Below are 16,026 nucleotides of genomic sequence, written 5' to 3'. Positions count from 1 at the left end.
CGGTCCCCCCGCAGGTGTTCTTCGTCCGCTCGGTGGTCCTCGATCCGTTGGTCGGAGCGCTGGCGGGACTCGTGCGGCCGGAAGGCATCCGGTCGGCGAGTGGTGTGATGGTGGTGGCCGTCATCGCGCACTGGATCGTCAACCGGCCGCGGTCGCAGGAGGGTCCCGCGTGGCTGCTGCGTCCGGTCGGCCTGCTGCCGATCACGCTCTTCGGCCTGTTCGTCGCGTCCTCGGTCCCCTTGACTCGAGCCACGGCCATTGCCGGGCCAACCTCGCCATGAGTAGCCTGTGTTCGTCATATCGGGCGACTGTTGAAATACCGAACGCGAAGGAGGGGCCCTTCATGGGACGCCTCGTACCGGCCGTGACCCGGGCTCTGGACATACTCGAGCTCTTCCTGGAAGGCGACGGCACACTCTCCGCCCCCGACATCGTCCGCAAGCTGCAGTTGCCCCGCACCACGGTGCACGAACTGGTCACCACACTCGCCGTACGCTCCTACATCACCCCGGTGCCCGAGCGGCCGGGCTACTACCGCCTCGGTGTACGCCCCTACCAGCTGGGCAGCCGGTACGCGGAACAGCTCGACCTCGCCGCCGAGGGCCAGGCGGTCGCACGCTCCGTCGCCGAGACCTGCGACGAGACAGTGCACGTGGCGATCCTCGAAGACACACACGTCATCTACATCGCCAAGGTCGACTCCACGCACGCCGTCCGCATGGTCTCCGCCACCGGGCGTCGGCTGCCCGCGCACTGCACCTCTGTGGGCAAGGTGCTCCTCGCCTCGCTGCCCGAGAAGGAGCTCAGCTCGCGCGTGCCCGACGGTGCCGAGCTGGTCGCCATGACACCGCACAGCATCACCGATCCGGGCGCCCTGCGCGAGGCGCTCGCCGCCATCCGTGAGCGGGGCATCGCCGTCGAGAGCCGTGAGTCCAACCCTGACGTGAGCTGTGTCGCCGCGCCGGTCCGCGACCGCTCGGGTCGGGTCGTCGCCGCGCTCTCCGTCTCCGTACCGATGATCCGCTGGAGCGATGCCCGCCAGGAGGAACTGGCTCAGCTCGCCACGAAGGGCGCCGCCGATCTGTCGCAACGTCTCGGGTACCGGGACGGCAGCTGACGGCCTGCCTCGAGGCAGCCGTACAGGCAGGCGCCTCACTGGGCGAGGGACCGACCTGGGACTCCGGCACCCGACGGCTGATCTGCGAGGGCCTCGCAGGACATCCAAGTGGTCCGGAACTTGCGGCCCTTGGTGACGTCGGCCGGCACCGGGAACGGGCTCGGCACCCCGGTCGGCTCCGGCGGCAGCGCGAGAGTCTCCCAGGGCAGCAGGTAGGCGAACTCCCGCAGCCGCAGCCCTGTGGACAGCGCGAGTCCCCGACCGCAGCACTGCGGGCAGCTCCCTCCCGCGGAAGCCGGTGCAGCGGCGTTGTCGGCCATCGAAACCGGGGCGTGCCCGCCCGACCGTTCGGCTGGTGGGTGATCACTGTCCGGCAGAAGCCGCTGTGGCCTTCGACCAGGCACATGGCGTACGTTTCGGCGGGATCAAAAATTCAGGAGTAAGTGATGTCTCTCTTCATCCCGGACTTCGACGAAACCGTCGTCGTACGCGCTGCTGACGCCGAACTGACCGGCGCGGGCGGCCCGGTGACCAACCAGCTGCTCGTCGACAGCCCCGCCACGGGTGGCGCGCTCTCCACCATGCGAGTCACCCTCGGCAAGGGCGCGAACGGCGCCCGTCCGCACCACCACGGCAAGTCCGCCGAGATGTTCTACGTCCTCGACGGCACCGCCCAGCTACTGTCCGGCGACCAAGTGGTCACCGCGGAGCGCGGGGACGTGGTCGTCGTACCGCCCGGCATACAGCATGCCTTCGCCGCCGCGCCGGGCGAGATCGCGGACATGCTCGTCATCATCACGCCCGGGGTGGAGCGCTTCGAGTACTTCCGCCATCTTGAGCGCATCCACTACGGCAAGGTGCCGCCGGAGAGCCTCCTCGAAGTCCAGGAACTGTACGACTCCTATTTCGGGACCAGCGCGGTCTGGGATGCCGCACGCGCATAGCGATGCCGATGGCTGTCGAAGATCGCAACGACGGCCGTGACGTGCGGGTGGCCGCACGGGTTCTTCGAGTGTGACCAAGAAGTGGGCCCGTGCGGCCGTGCCTCATCCTGCCTTCACCGGCATCTCGCGTGCACATCTTGGCGGTTCGATCGAGGAGTTGGCCCCTGCGTGGCAGGCGCGGCGGGAGTCCGCGCCGCACCAGCGGCGGGGCGGGGAGCGTCGGCGTGCGGCCGGGGCCGCACGCAAACTCGAACCGGTCGTCATCGACCGGGTGCTGCCTACCCTGGTCCACCTGCGCACCCAGCTCCCGCACGCGCCGAGCTGTACGGAGCGGGCCGCTCCACCATCACCGAGGCCATCGGACAGGCCGTCCCCCGCACGGCGACCAGTGCGCCTGACGCGCCTACGCCCACCACCGCTCCCCCGCGCGGCGCTCAGCCCTTCGTCGCCCCGCCCGTAAGACCCTTCACGAACTGCTTCTGCAGGACGAGGTGGAGCACGAGCACCGGCAGCGACGAAAGGAACATCAGGCCGAAGACGCTCCCGAAGTCCGCCTGGTACTGGCCGATGGAGCGATAGATGCCGGTGGTGACCGCGGCGCCGTTGCCGGGGCCGAGGATGATCAGCGGATTCAGGAAGTCGTTCCAGATCCAGACTCCGAAGAAGATCACGGAGCTCGCGGTGGCCGGTCGCAGCAGCGGAAAGATGATGCGCCAGAACGTCGCGAACCAGCCCGCGCCGTCGATGGCCGCGGCCTGTTCCAGCTCGATCGGCACGCTGCGTACGAATCCGGCGAAGATGGCGGTGGCAGGGCAGCGGCTCGTTCGTCCCCGACCGATACGTGATCGCTCCCGTGAGCGCTCACGGGAGACTTTCAGCGCGCCGCCCATGGCCTGTCAAGAGGTCGCGCAGGAATGAATCAGAAGGCTACGAGGCGTATTGACAGCCTCGCCCGGGGTCAGAATCATGACTCGTTACCGCTCCCGGGACCGCTCCCGTGAGCACTCACAGTCCGTTTCATTCCTCTCGGGCCATCACTGAGCCACGGCGAACCGGATACGTTCCGTGTCCCGAATCCGGATCGTCGGCCGTGGTGAGCCCGGGTAAGAAGGGCAAGAGACTTGTCTGCTGTCAGCAAGCCACGACGCGTCACGATCGACGACGTGGCCCGCTCCGCCGGGGTGTCCCGGCAGACCGTGTCCCGGGCGATCAACGACAAACCCGAGATCGACCCGGAGACCCGGCAGCGTGTGCTCAATGTCGCCCGGGCGATGGGCTACCGGCCGAGCCGCTTCGCCCGCGGCATGGTCAGCCAGGGGGTCACCACGCTCGGGCTCGTCATCGCCGACGTCCTCAACCCCTTCTTCCCCGAGGTCGTGGCGGGCGTGATGGAGGCCGCCGACGAGCTGGGCTGGCAGGTCGCCGTCTACAGCACGGGACATGCCACGGAGCGGGAGTCCTCGGTCGCCGACACTGTGGCCGAACACGTCGACGCGTGCGTGGCGTTCATGCTCGACCCCGAGGCGATGGACCGTATCCGCGCCTCCGGGATCCCCTTCGTCCTGCTCGACCACGATGCCCCGCCGCCCTCCGTGGGCGGGATCCGCATCGACTTCGAGGCGGGGATCCGGCAGGCAATCGGCCATCTCGTCACCCGCGGCCACTCCAGGATCGCCATGCTGGACGACCGTGCGAACACCGACGCCAGGCTCCAGCACACCCGGCACGGCCTGTTCCTGAAGGTGGCGGCCGAGCAGGGACTGTCCATGGACGAGAGCTGTGTCCTGCCTGCCGAGAACTCCCTCGACGGCGGAGCCGAGGCCATGGACCGGCTGCTGGCCGAGCGCCCTGAGACCACGGCGGTCGTCGCGTACAACGACCTGATCGCCATCGGCGCCATGCGCAAGGCTCTGGCCCAAGGGTTGTCCGTACCCGGGGACATCGCCTTCGTGGGCTGCGACGGGCTGGCCCTGGGCGAGCTGGTCGACCCCCAGCTCACCACACTCCACATCGACAAACAGCACCTGGGACGTGCAGCGGTGCGCCAGGTGGAGGCGCTCATGTCGAAGAAGCGCCCCCACGAGACGGTGATCGTGCCCAACCTCGTGATCCGCGCATCCGCCTGAGCCAACGCCCGGGCATCAGAGGCCTGTTGGGCGGAGCGGCCGCCCCCTCCCGTACAGGTCCGTCCTGGCTCCGCTTCGATACCGGTACCAGCACCACGACCACGACGTCACCGCGCCAAGCAGTCGACGAGCGCGCCACAGCCATGCCCGCTTGACGACGCGCGCCGCGCCCGGGCTCGCACCGGGCCCCATCAAGTCCTCCGGGGAGAAGGCACCTCACTCCCCGGTGCCGTCCGGTTCATCCGACCGCTTCATCTCAGCGCATACGAGGAGCACACCCGCATGAGCACTATCGGCAGAAGAGGCTTCCTGGCCGCGAGTATCGCCGTGGCCGGCGCGACGGCCGGTCTCGGCGCCGCAGGATCCGCGTCCGCGGCCACACTCACCAAGCCGGCACCCACGCCGCCCCTGTACCAGGACCACCCCTGGCTGCACTTGGCGCGCACCGGATTGTTCCTGCACTGGGGCATGTTCACCAGCCCCGCCTTCACCGATGTGGCCGAATGGGAGGCGGACGTCACCGACTCCGGCTGGAACCCGGAGTACTGGGTCCAGGAGGCGCTCAAGCTCAAGGCCTCGTACATGGTCCTGGTGACCTTCCACAGCCGCCTGGGCTACGCCCGTGCCTGGCCCTCGCAGGTCCCCGGCAGCCCCTCGACCCAGCGCGACTTCCTCGGTGAGCTCATCGCGGCCGGCAAGAAGAGCGGCCTCAAGGTCATCTGCTACGTCACCGACGACCCGCAGTGGCACAACGAGACCGGGCACGAGTCCTTCGACTCGGCCGCCTACTCCGCGTACAAGGGCAGGACAGTCGACCTCACCACGCGCGACGGCTTCGGTGAGTACTCGTACGACGTCTTCATCGAGCTGATGAACAACTACCCGGACCTGGCCGGTTTCTGGATAGACAACGACAACGCCTACTGGGAGGACAACGGCCTCTACGAGCGGATCCGTGCCGAGCGTCCCGACATGACGCTCAGCAACAACAACGAAGACACCCCGATCATGGACATGGTCAGCCATGAACAGAAGACCGGGATGCTGCCCAACTACGACTACTCCGCCGCCACCTGGACGCCGCTGCCGCGACTGGCCGAGGGCTGCTTCACCGTCGGCGGCAACTGGTGGTACCAGGGCAAGAACAACACCGTGGATTACCCGTTGACGATCCGTCGGGTCATCAGCAACGCGGGCGCCTCGATCCGCTCACTGATCGCCGAAGGCGCCCAGCACAACGGCCGTTTCACCCCGAACATCGAAGCGTTCAACAACTTCGTGGGCGACTGGTTCGACCAGATATGGGAGTCCGTCGGGAACACCGAGGGCGGCGGCTACATGTACGGCGGCCTCCAGCCGGGATGGCTGAACGACGGCGCCTTCGCCGCGGTGACGGTCGCCCGCCACAACCCGAGGCTCCAGTACCTGCATGTCACCACCCGCCCGACGACCGACACCTTCTTGAAGGTCCGCGACAACGGCTACGAGATTGTCCGCGTGGAGGACCTGCGCACCGGCCGCAGGCTGCCGTTCGTCCAGGAGGACGGCACGGTGACGATCCGTTCGATCCCCGAATCGGCGTGGGACGAGTACGACACGGTCCTGCGCATCAGGACGACAGGCCGGCGCGACCACATCCTGTCGGGGGGCCACATCAGGGCGACCGCCACCGCCGAGAAGGCCGGCTTCCCCGCCTCGAACCTGGTGGACGACGACTTCACCACGTACTGGGACGCCGACAACACGATCCCGGTCACAATCACCCTCGACCTCCGCGAAATCCGCGAGGTGGCCTACCTGGCGGTCAACCAGCGCGAGTGGTCGCCCACGCAGAACCGCGAGACCTTCGGCCGCAAGGAGGACACTGCCCGGATAAAGGACTACTGGGTGGAGGTCAGTGACAACGGCAGGAACTGGCACACGGAGATCGCAGCCGCCGAGATGGAGAGTGCGAAGGCGGTGCGCTTCATCGACCTCAACACGAGGGCGCGCTACATCCGGCTGCACGTCGACAGCACGTGGGCACTGGAGACGGTCCCGGCGTACTACAAGAAGCTGGGGATCGACTCGATCGAGGTAGCCACGGGCAACCCGAGGAGCCACGGCTGACGCCTGGCCTTCTCCGTACCCCGGCCCCTCCCGGGGCCAGGTGCGCCCCGCCCACCGTTGCCGGCTACGGATACCGTCGGTGGGCGGGGCGCCGACCGCCGTCCATCCTCGGCATCACGTGACCGAGCCGGACTGGCCGAGAGGGCGACAGAACCCTGGGCGTGACGTCACACGTCGACGGCTCACGCCTCATCCAGCCCGACGACGATTGCGGGACAGCCGTACCCGCCTCCCGCGCCCCACTCTCGGTCGGCTCCGGGACCTGATCCCGGAATCCGCTGATGTCGTCCTGTCAGTGCAGGTCGAGCGGTTGCACGACCGTCAACGACGACGCGACGCGGCGGTTGTTGCCGTCACGTACTGAGCAGGCGGTTGAAGAACGAACGGTAGCGCTGAAGTGCTATCCGCAGGTCCTCGGTGAGGACCTCCTCTCCACGGCCCCATTGGCTCTCAAGCCCTTCCTTCCGGGATGCGAATGAACCGGCGAGCGACTGCATGACCTCGGCGACCAATGCATCGGCCGAACGGACGGCATCCTGCGGATCGTCGACGAATGCGGTCTGGATCGCCTTCCATCTGGTGTGGAACTCCTCGGCCTCCTCGGGCCCGAGGAGTGGCTCGTTCTCCTTAGCCTGTTCCGGCGCCGAAGGCTGCGGTGTGCCGGCCGCCGGCCCCGCCGACGCGGCCTCATTCCCGGAGGCCGGTGACTCGCTGCCTCGACCTGCCTCGGCACCTTCCCGAGGACCGGCAAGATCCTCTGTACTCAGGCCTTGCCTCGTCGCACCACCGTGGTCGTCTGTTCCTCTGTCTTCACGCTGCATGTTTCTCCACCTCGTCCGGCAGCAGCTCCGTCGGGCACTCGCTCCTTGCCTTCCGTCACCGTGGACGCCATGGTCACGTGCGCTGCGTCCCCGGCTTTTCGCCGTTGCTGAGCAGATCATCGAAAAGCGCGCGATAGTGCACCATCGCGCTCCGCAGTTCCTCAGTGGTCGTTCGCTGGCCGCTGGTCCGTGTGTTGACCTCGTGGGCCGAGCGGTAATGTTCCAGCGTGCGTCCGTGTTCGACGGACAGGTCCTTCACCTGCTGCTCGTACCCCTCGGTCGGGTAACCGCGTTCCCTCATGAGCCGGGTCACCAGTTGATCCGCCTCTCCGACAGCCTCTTCGGGGCTGTCGACGAAGTGTTCCTGCACGCCGTTCCATTGCTGCGCGTACTGTTGCCGGGCCGTCGGGGTCAGCGCTTTCACGTCGAGCTCGTCATGGCGTTGTTCACGCTCGCGCAAATCGCGCTCTGCCGCCATGCGGCTGTCCCCGGATTCAACGGTGCGCTCGTATTCCGGCCCGAAGCGCTCCCGGAGCTGTCTGCGCCGAATGGCAAGCCGCAAAACCAGCGCGAGCGCAATAAGCACCACTACGACGACGATGGCAATAATGATTCCTGTGGACACCTGGCCCTCCATTCAGGTCAGCCATGATCCCGCGATCGGCGGCTGCCCCAGGGGCGTTGACTCAAACGCGCGCATCCCTCGGTCAGGAGCGATTGTCCCCGGCGAGCCGCCCGCAAGCCGATTCGACTGCGCTTGATCGGTCATCGCGGTCGCCCTTTCCAGAGGGAAATGGCGTTCGACTCCACCTCGGCCAGTCTACGTGCGGTTTACCCACATCGCTGAAGAAGAAATTCCTTGCCCCGGTGACCGACCTCGGAAAGGAGGAGTCCGTCCTTGTGGGGAGGCCACCGGGTCCTCCGGTCAACGGTGGGCCGAACCGGAAAAAAACCGCCACGCCCGAGGTCACGCCGTGTATTACATCGACTACGCATCCAGTGCGCATGAACTCACCGGCCCAGTCGACTCGACGCAGTGTGTTCGAGCGACAGGGCCGGCCGAGACGGAAGGCCTCGACGCAGACGGTTTCGACTCCGTCCACCCGAAGTGCTTCCGCCACGAGAACGGGGTCGAGCAGCGGGTCTTCGATGAAGATGCGGCGTACGACAAGGTATTGCGTGCGCTGTCGTCGTTCACTCCGCCGGGGCGCGAGGAGGTTGCCCAACGCCGCCACGAGAGCCAGGCCCTGTGACCGCTCGGTGCTGCCCCCGCGGTCGGCTTCGGATGCGCCTGGTACGCCGCGCGCCGCCGCAGGGATGGTGAACTCGCAGCCGAGGCGCGTCCCAGGCGTACCCGGTGGGTCGTGGAGGGCCACGACGCCGGCGAGCGGCTGCCGCTCGCCGCCCCGGTGACCATGCGGTGCAGACGCATGGTGCCTCCTGTGAGTGAGAGAGGTGGCAGTAGCGTCCCGGGGCGGAACAGCGACAGTTCACGCACGGGGGCGCCCGCCGAGCGGCACCCCGTGCGGACGACGGCCGTCTGCCTCCTACTTCTCTCTTGTCAGCATCGGCAACAACAGCGCGGCGGACCAGCTGAAGTTGGGCGCGTTGAGCGGAGCCCCTGTGGTCGGGTCGTAGTTCTCCATGATCGGTCCGTTGCCCGCGAGGCCCGACGCGTGGGTGAGGAGCTGGTCCGTCAGGGCGTCCGCATCTTTGGCGTAGCCGTAGCGGCGCAGGCCTCCGAGGGCGAAGTATGCCTGGTCGAGCCAGACGGGGCCGCGCCAGTATGCGGTCGGCGAGAAGTAGGGGGAGCTCTTCGCCACGGTCGGGAACGGGACGGTGGTGGCGAACTCCCCCGGGTCCGTCAGCCTGTCGCGCACGGCACGGGCCTGCGCCTCGGACGCTGTGCCGGTCCACAGCGGGACGGCGCCCTCGATGCCGCGTCCGCGGGCCGTGAGCGGTGCGCCGGTGCCGAGCGCGGTGTCGTGGAACCAGCCGTCCGCGGGGTCGTACATCGTCGTGCTGACGGCGGCGGACGTGGCGGCGGACCGCTGCTTCCACCGCTTGGCGTCGGCGCCGCGGCCCAGCGTGCCCGCGATGCGCGCCAAGTAGCCCTGGTCAGCGGCGAGATAGGAGTTCAGGTCGACGGACTCCTGGTTGAGGGAGTAGCCGAGGAGTGTTCCGTCGGCCGCTTGGTTGGCGACGATGCCGGTGCCGAGGGCGGCGTCGAAGCGGGGCGCGTTGTCCATGCCGCTCTCCCAGGCCGCGGCGAGGCGCCGCTCCTCGGGCGAGCTGTTGGCGGGGTCGACGGTGGCGCCGTACTCGGCGAGGCCGTCGTGGTCGTGGTCGCGGTTGCGGTACCACCAGGCTTGGTAGGCGGCGAGTTTCGGGTACATCTCACGCAGGAAGGCCTTGTCCCCGGTCTTCGCGTACACCTCCCAGACTGCCCAGGCGGCCAGCGGAGGCTTGGAGTTGCGCTCGTTCCAGTTGCCGCCGCCGCGCGAGGGGTCGTTGTAGAAGATGACGTCGGGGATCATCCCGGCGTCCTGCGGGCGGGTCGTGGAGTCCGGGCTTATCTGCCAGTCGAACATGGCGCGGATCTGCGACTCGGCCAGGTCGGGCGCGAAGCGTGCCGTGCCCACAGCCTGCTTCCAGGTGTCCCAGGCCCAGATGCCACCGGTGAACCACTTGTAGGAGATCGACGGCGTGATGCCGTCGTGTTTGATCTGCCCTGCAGCGCCTCGCCAGTTGGTGACGAGAGTCTCCAGCGACTTCACGGCCGTACGCCGCCGATCCGCCGGCACGCCCTGGGTCACCCCGGCGACATAGCCCCGCCAGCGCGCGGCGGAGGCGGAGACGACGGCATCGGGGTGTGCGAGTACGTCACGGACCGTCGCCTTCTCCTTCGCGCGCTCGGCGGCGGTAAAGGTGTAGGACTCGGTCCAGTCGAAGCTGTGCGAGCGGCCCGGTGCGAGGGTCACCGGTTCCACGGCCTCGGTGCGGTACGTGTCGCCGTCCACCGTTGTGCGGACGGCACCCTTGTGCGTGACGTCGAAGCGTTCCGTGCCGTCGGTCAGGTAGTCCCAGGTCTCACGGACCTTCGCGAAGCCGACGCCGACACCGGAGCCGGTGGCGGTCAGCGAGGGCGCGTCGCGCATCGGCCGGTCGGCGGGCCGCAACAGGCTGCCCGTCCAGTCGGCACCCAGCGTGCGGGGCGCCGGGCCGGTGTTGCGGACCTCGGCCCGCACCAGGGCGCTGCGGTCGGTGGCGAAGCGGAGTTCGAGGGTGAGGCGCAGGCCGCGGCCGAGGTCGTACGACTGGAGGAGCCGGCCCGGGAGCGAGGTGAAGCGTGGCGCGCCTCCCCCGGCCAGGTCCAGGGTGCGGCCGTGTTCGGTGAGGCGGATGCGGCTGAAGGACTTGCTGAGCCACCAGGGGTATTCCTGTGCGATGTAGAGGGGCCCGGAGAAGCCGCCGTAGGCATCGTTGTCTCCGGCCTTCGGCAGGGCGTAGGCGTGCCAGGCTCCCCGGTCGGCGAAGACGGTGACGGGGTTGTTGTCCTCGTCATCGCCGGGCTGGGCGGCAGCGGGGGTGCCGTGCAGGTCGAGGACGTCGGCGTACGAGGAGGGGGGCTTCGGGTGCGCATGGGCGGCGGCCGTCTGCGGTACGGCGAGGGCGCCGCCGGCGAGGAGGAGTGCGGTCAGGGCGCACATGAGCCGGTGTCTGGTCACTGGTCGGTCTCTCCAAGGGAGTCGGTGGCGATGCGCAGGACTGCGACGCCGAGCGGGCCGAGGCCGATGTGGTCGCGGACGGCGGCTCCGGTGAGCAGGTCGGTGCCGCCGGCCGCGTAGGGGCCGGTCAGTTGCGTCCGCGTGTCGTGGTCACTGTGATTGAGGACGAAGAGGTACGTGCCCTGCGTGCCGGAGCGCACGGTCGCCTCGACTCCCTCGGGGACGTCGAGCACGGGGTGTACGCCCGCTGTCCGCAGCACGTCGTCGAGCACGGCTGCGATGCCGTCGCCGAGGTGGGCGCTCACGTACCACGCGGTGCCGGCGCCGTGGGGATGGCGGGTGACGGCGGGGCGGCCGGTCAGTGCTCCGGACGCGTACGAGTCGACGACCTCGGTGTCCAGGGCGTCGGGTTCGATCCACTCGCTCCACCGGGTGGCCTCGGCACCGGAGTCGAGCCGCACCGCCTCACCGTCGGGGATCGGCCAGAACTCGTCGACGGACACGCCGAGTACGTCCCGCAGCGGTCCCGGCGCGCCGCCGTCGTGGATGTGGTCGTGGCCGTCGACGACGCCACTGAAGGGGCCGCACACGAGGTGGCCGCCGCCTCGTACGTAGGCGGAGATGCGTACAGCGTTCTCGGGCCGCAGAAGGTGGAGGTTGGGCGCGAGCACCGCCCGGTAGCCGTCGAGGTCCGCGTGCGGGGGCACGAAGTCGGCGGTGACGGCGCGGGCGTGGAGAGCCGCGTACCAGGGGCGCAGGAGGTCGGGCCAGCGCATGCGGGCGCAGGGGTGGTCGTCGGCCTCGAGGGCCCACCAGGAGTCCCAGTCCAGGACGATCGCCACGTCGGCCCGGGTGGTGGCGCCGGTGACTTCGCCGAGCCGGGCGAGTTCGGCGCCGAAGCGCACGGTCTCGCGCCAGCCACGGGAGACGGTGCCGCGGTGCGGGAGCAGTGCGCTGTGGTACTTCTCGGCGCCGGCGCGGGAGGCGCGCCACTGGAAGTACATGATGCCGTCGGCGCCGCGGGCCAGGGCCTGGAGGGACCAGAGCCGTTGCAGGCCGGGCTTCTTGGGGACGTTGACCGGCCGCCAGCTGACGGCGGACGGCGCCTGTTCGAGGAGCAGCCAGGGCCGGCCGCCCTTGAGGGAGCGCATCAGGTCGTAGGTGAGGGAGGCGTTGACGTGGGCGCGCGGGTCGGCGGGGTCGGGGTAGGCGTCGTCGGAGACGAGGTCCTCGTGCTCGGCCCACTTCCAGTAGTCGAGTGCCTTGAACATCGACATGAAGTTGGTGGTGGCCGGGATGTCCGGGCTGAGTTCCCGGAGTGCCTCGCGCTCGGCGCGGTGGCATTCGAGGAGGGCGTCGGAGCAAAAACGCCGCCAGTCCAGGAGCTGTGTCGGGTTGACGGGTCCCGGAGCGGTGCGCGGCGGTTCGATCTCGTCGTACGTGCCGTAGCGCTGCGACCAGAAGGCCGTGCCCCAGGCGTGGTTGAGGCCGTCGATCGTGCCGTATCGGTCGGTGAGCCAGGCGCGGAAGTGGTCGGCGGAGCGTGCGCAGAAGCACTCGGTGACATGGTCGCCGTACTCGTTGTGGATGTGCCACAGAGCGAGGGCCGGATGGTGTGCGTAGCGTTCGGCGAGGGCACGGGTGAGGCGGAGGGCGGCGGCGCGGTACTCGTGCGAGGACGGACAGTAGTGCTGGCGCGAGCCGAATTCGAGGCGTACGCCGTCGGCCGTGACCGGCAGGATCTCGGGGTGGGCGCGGACCAGCCACGCGGGCGGTGACGCGGTCGCGGTGGCCAGGTCGACGGCGATGCCGTGGGCGTGCAGCAGGTCGAGGAGCCGGTCGAACCAGGCGAAGTCCCATGTGTCCGAGCCGGGTTGGAGCCGTGCCCAGGAGAAGACGCCGACAGTCACCATCGTGACGCCGGCCTCGCGCATCAGCTTGGCATCCTCGGCCCAGACGTCCTCGGGCCACTGTTCGGGGTTGTAGTCACCGCCGTAGAGGACGCCCGGGACGCGGGTCAGGCGGCTCATCCCTTCACCGCCCCGCCGAGGAGTCCGGCCACGAACTGCCGCTGGAAGAGAAGGAAGAGGGCCATCAGCGGAAGGGTGGCGAGGAGTGAGCCGAGCATCAGTCCCGAGTAGTCGACATGGGAGAGCCCCGTGAGGGTGTTGAGCGCGACGGGCACGGTGTATTTGTCCTCGGAGTTGAGCATGAGCAGCGGCCAGATGAAGCTGTTCCACTGCGCCATGAACGTGAAGATGACCAGGGCGCCGAGCTGCGGGCGCACGCAGGGCAGCACGACTTGGTAGAAGGTGCGCAGCTCGCCGGAGCCGTCGATACGGGCCGATTCGAGGAGCTCGTCGGGGAAGTCGACGAAGCCCTGCCGCATCAGCAGGATGCCGAAGGAGTTCGCCAGGAACGGCAGGACGACCGCTTGGTAGGAGTCGATCCAGCCGACGCTCGCCATCATCTGGAACAGCGGCACGAGCAGCACCTGGAACGGGATCATCATCGTGGCGAGCACGGCGCCGAGCAGCAGACCCCGGCCGCGGAAGCGGTACTTGGCGAGACCGTAGCCGCACATGGCGGAGATCAGCGAGCTGAGCGCGGTGTGCACGACGGCGATGCCGACGCTGTTGAGGAGGACCCTCCCGAAGCCGATGGTGTCCTGGAGCCGCGCGAGGTTGTCGAGCAGACGGCCGCCGGGCAGAAACGGCGGCGGCGAGCGGAACAGGTCCGACGTGGAGTGCGTCGCGGCGATCGCCATCCAGAGGAACGGCACCAGGCTGACGACGGCGCCGGCCGCGAGGAACAGGCGTACGGCGTAGCGGCCGGCACGTCTGGCCGGGTGGACACGTACGGGGGTCTGCTGGAGGGCGGTCACCGGCGGCGCTCCCTTCCGAAGGCGACGTACTGGAGGGCGGAGATCGCGGCGATGAGGGCCACGACGACCCAGGCGATGGCGGCGGCGTAGCCGAAGTCGAGTTGCTGGAAGCCGACTTTGTAGAGGTAGACGACCGGGGTGAGGGTCGCGTCGTCGGGGCCGCCGCGGGTGAGGACGTAGTTCTCGTCGAAGAGCTGGAGTGTCCCGATGGTGGAGGTGATCACGCAGAACAGGACGACCGGGCGCAGCTGCGGCAGGATCACGCGGGTGTACGTGGAGAGGGTGGCGGCGCCGTCGATGGAGGCGGCCTCGTACTGCTCCTTGCCGATGGACTGGAGTCCGGCGAGCAGGATGACGGCGTTGTAGCCGGTCCAGCGCCAGGTCAGGGACGCGATCAGCGAGACGCGTGCCCAGGTGGGGCTGTTGAGCCAGTCGACCTGGCCGATGCCGACGGCGCCGAGTATCTGGTTGACGAGGCCGCCGTCGGTCTTGAGGAGGACCTGGAAGACGACGGCGTACGCGACGAGTGTGGTGACGGCGGGCAGGAAATAGACCGCTCGCCAGGTGCCGCAAAAGCGCAGCCAGGACTGGTTGAGCAGGACGGCGAGGACGAGTGCCAGGCCGATCATCACGGGGACCTGCACGACGAGGATGATCCCGGTGTTGAACAGGGACTCCAGGAACGCGGGGTCGTTGATCATGCGCCGGTACTGGTCGAGTCCGACCCAGTGGGTGGCGCCGGCGTCCTCGGTGGTGAAGCTCTGCAGGAGGCTCGCGCCCAGTGGATAGGCGAAGAAGAGCGCGAAGAGGGCGGCTGCGGGTCCGGCGAAGATCCAGGCGGTGGGGCGTCGGCGCGTGCGGCGTGCCCCGGCCGGGGCACGGGCGGGGGCGACCGGCCGGTCGTAGGTGGTGTGGACGGCCATAGGGCTACTTCACCCTTTCGCGGCCGGTGGCCGTGGCGAGCTGCCGCGCGGCCGAGTTCAGGGCGGCGCGCGGGTCCTTGCCCCGGAGCATCACGCCGGTGACGGCGGAGATCATGATGTCGGAGGCCTTCGCATCGTCCTTGTTGTTCTCGACCGGCGGGATGTTGCGGGCGAGCCGGGCGAACACGTCGAGGGCCGCCTGCCCGCCGAAGTACTCCTGCTTCGCGCTCAGATACGGGTCGTCGAGCGCGGGAAGATAGGCGGGGAACAGGCCCTCGCGCTTGAGCATGGAGACCTGGTTCGCCTTGCCGGTGAGCAGGAACTGGATGAACGCCCAGGCCAGACGGGGGTTCTTGCTCTGCCCCGGGACGCAGAGCGTGGAACCGCCGATGTTCGAGGTGCGGATGCCGTCGGCGGTGAATCCGGGCAGCGGCACCACCCCGAACTTTCCCTTCAGCTCGGGCATCTCGTCGTTGAGCGTGCCCGTCCACCAGGCGGCGGTGGGCGTGGTGGTGGCCTTGCCCTGCTTGGTGCCGGTGACGAGCCCGTCCCAGCCCTTCTCGTAGTCGACGAGACCCTTGTCGTGCAGGGTCTTCATCAGCGTCAGGGCCTTGACGGCCTCCGGGGTCTCGACCGCGACCCGGCCACCCTTGAAGTAGGACTGGCCCTGCTGCTGGAGCAGCATCGGCAGGATCCCGGCGTCCGTGGAGTCCATGATGAGCAGCTTGCGGCCGGTGGCCTTCTTGATGCGGACGCCCGCCTCTACGTAGTCGTCCCAGGTCAGCAGCGACTTGGGGTCGACTCCGGCGGCGCGGAAGTGGTCCGTGCGGTAGTAGAGCGCGCAGGGGCCGATGTCCCAGGGCAGGGCGAAGACCGCGCCGTCCTTGCCGGTGACGGTGCGCCACGCGGCGCGGTCGAAGTCGCCTCCGTAGCGGCCGCCGAGGCTCGTCAGGTCGTAGAAGCCGCTCGGGAAGTTGCCTATGTAGCGCGGCATGTAGCTGCCCTCCACCGTGAGGACGTCGGCGAGGCCCGAGCCGCCGCGCAGGCCCACGGTGATCTTGTCGTAGGCGTTGTCGTAGCCGATGTCGACGACGTCGACGGTGGTGCCGGAGTGGCGCTCCTCGAAGGTGCGGGCGAAGCGCTTCATGGCCTTGGCGGCCACGTCCCACGACCAGACGGTGATCTTCCCGCTGACCTTTCCCCCTTCGTCATCCTTCTCGCCGCCGATGTCACGGGCTTCTCCGCCGCCCGCGCCGCCCATGGCGCATCCGCTGACCAGTGACGATGCCGCGGTCGCGAGACCTGTGGTCAGAACAACCCGTCGGGTGGGCCTTGTTGACACTCTTGCCTCCTGGAGCCTGAATGCCTAATGCT

15 protein-coding genes are annotated in these 16,026 nt (G+C 68.7%); 6 read left to right on the top strand and 9 right to left on the bottom strand.

Annotated features, from left to right (window positions below):
- The first annotated feature begins 14 nt into the window (after nt 1-14).
- Together ACGFU7_RS16250 and ACGFU7_RS16245 are read left to right on the top strand one after the other, a co-directional pair.
- Nucleotides 15-281, top strand: a complete 267-nt coding sequence (locus tag ACGFU7_RS16250) for a hypothetical protein (protein WP_393696272.1) — start codon at nt 15-17, stop codon at nt 279-281.
- 62 nt (nt 282-343) lie between these two features.
- Nucleotides 344-1,117: an IclR family transcriptional regulator gene (locus ACGFU7_RS16245; protein ID WP_393696270.1), complete on the top strand. Its 774-nt coding sequence runs from the start codon at nt 344-346 to the stop codon at nt 1,115-1,117.
- Between the two features lie 35 nt (nt 1,118-1,152).
- Here the strand turns inward: ACGFU7_RS16245 and ACGFU7_RS16240 are convergent, their stop codons facing one another.
- Nucleotides 1,153-1,437, bottom strand: coding sequence for a hypothetical protein (locus tag ACGFU7_RS16240; RefSeq protein ID WP_393696268.1), 285 nt, complete (start codon nt 1,435-1,437; stop codon nt 1,153-1,155).
- A gap of 126 nt (nt 1,438-1,563) precedes the next feature.
- On the opposite strand from ACGFU7_RS16240, the gene ACGFU7_RS16235 reads away from it, so the two are divergent.
- Nucleotides 1,564-2,061, top strand: coding sequence for a cupin domain-containing protein (locus ACGFU7_RS16235; RefSeq protein ID WP_393696266.1), 498 nt, complete (start codon nt 1,564-1,566; stop codon nt 2,059-2,061).
- A gap of 434 nt (nt 2,062-2,495) precedes the next feature.
- Here ACGFU7_RS16235 and ACGFU7_RS16230 read toward each other — a convergent pair whose 3' ends face one another.
- Entirely contained in the window at nt 2,496-2,951 is a 456-nt protein-coding gene (locus ACGFU7_RS16230) for an ABC transporter permease subunit (protein ID WP_393696264.1), read from the bottom strand.
- 231 nt (nt 2,952-3,182) lie between these two features.
- Between ACGFU7_RS16230 and ACGFU7_RS16225 the strand changes: the two genes are divergently transcribed.
- Together ACGFU7_RS16225 and ACGFU7_RS16220 are read left to right on the top strand one after the other, a co-directional pair.
- On the top strand, nt 3,183-4,187 hold the full coding sequence (locus ACGFU7_RS16225; RefSeq protein ID WP_393696262.1) for a LacI family DNA-binding transcriptional regulator: 1,005 nt from the start codon (nt 3,183-3,185) through the stop codon (nt 4,185-4,187).
- A gap of 282 nt (nt 4,188-4,469) precedes the next feature.
- Nucleotides 4,470-6,296, top strand: coding sequence for an alpha-L-fucosidase (locus ACGFU7_RS16220; protein WP_393696260.1), 1,827 nt, complete (start codon nt 4,470-4,472; stop codon nt 6,294-6,296).
- A gap of 353 nt (nt 6,297-6,649) precedes the next feature.
- Here ACGFU7_RS16220 and ACGFU7_RS16215 read toward each other — a convergent pair whose 3' ends face one another.
- Nucleotides 6,650-7,117, bottom strand: a complete 468-nt coding sequence (locus tag ACGFU7_RS16215) for a hypothetical protein (protein ID WP_393696258.1) — start codon at nt 7,115-7,117, stop codon at nt 6,650-6,652.
- Between the two features lie 73 nt (nt 7,118-7,190).
- Entirely contained in the window at nt 7,191-7,742 is a 552-nt protein-coding gene (locus ACGFU7_RS16210) for a hypothetical protein (protein WP_393696257.1), read from the bottom strand.
- Between the two features lie 349 nt (nt 7,743-8,091).
- Here ACGFU7_RS16210 and ACGFU7_RS16205 point away from each other — a divergent pair, with 349 nt between their 5' ends.
- Nucleotides 8,092-8,370 carry a hypothetical protein gene (locus ACGFU7_RS16205; protein ID WP_393696255.1) on the top strand — a complete coding sequence of 93 codons (279 nt, stop codon included), beginning with the start codon at nt 8,092-8,094 and terminating at the stop codon, nt 8,368-8,370.
- 294 nt (nt 8,371-8,664) lie between these two features.
- Here ACGFU7_RS16205 and ACGFU7_RS16200 read toward each other — a convergent pair whose 3' ends face one another.
- From ACGFU7_RS16200 to ACGFU7_RS16180, 5 genes are read right to left on the bottom strand one after another with little or no spacing between them, the layout of a single operon-like run.
- The gene (locus tag ACGFU7_RS16200) at nt 8,665-10,827 is read right to left on the bottom strand and encodes a trehalase family glycosidase (RefSeq protein WP_393696253.1); all 2,163 of its coding nucleotides are present in this window, start codon (nt 10,825-10,827) and stop codon (nt 8,665-8,667) included.
- 14 nt (nt 10,828-10,841) lie between these two features.
- A complete protein-coding gene (locus ACGFU7_RS16195; RefSeq protein WP_393696252.1) occupies nt 10,842-12,875 on the bottom strand; it encodes a beta-galactosidase in 2,034 nt (677 codons plus the stop codon).
- Nucleotides 12,872-13,729: a carbohydrate ABC transporter permease gene (locus tag ACGFU7_RS16190; protein WP_393696250.1), complete on the bottom strand. Its 858-nt coding sequence runs from the start codon at nt 13,727-13,729 to the stop codon at nt 12,872-12,874. The genes ACGFU7_RS16195 and ACGFU7_RS16190 overlap by 4 nt, the downstream gene beginning before the upstream one ends.
- Nucleotides 13,726-14,652 (bottom strand): carbohydrate ABC transporter permease, encoded by a 927-nt coding sequence (locus ACGFU7_RS16185; protein WP_393696248.1) that lies wholly within the window; start codon nt 14,650-14,652, stop codon nt 13,726-13,728. The genes ACGFU7_RS16190 and ACGFU7_RS16185 overlap by 4 nt, the downstream gene beginning before the upstream one ends.
- A gap of 4 nt (nt 14,653-14,656) precedes the next feature.
- Nucleotides 14,657-15,994: an ABC transporter substrate-binding protein gene (locus ACGFU7_RS16180; protein ID WP_393696246.1), complete on the bottom strand. Its 1,338-nt coding sequence runs from the start codon at nt 15,992-15,994 to the stop codon at nt 14,657-14,659.
- Nucleotides 15,995-16,026: the final 32 nt, after the last annotated feature.

Source organism: Streptomyces sp. NPDC048473 (assembly GCF_043200155.1).
In the GTDB taxonomy this organism is placed as follows: Bacteria; Actinomycetota; Actinomycetes; order Streptomycetales; family Streptomycetaceae; genus Streptomyces.
The sequence above is the reverse complement of the archived record's forward strand: the minus strand, read 5'-3'. Positions and strand labels throughout refer to the sequence as shown.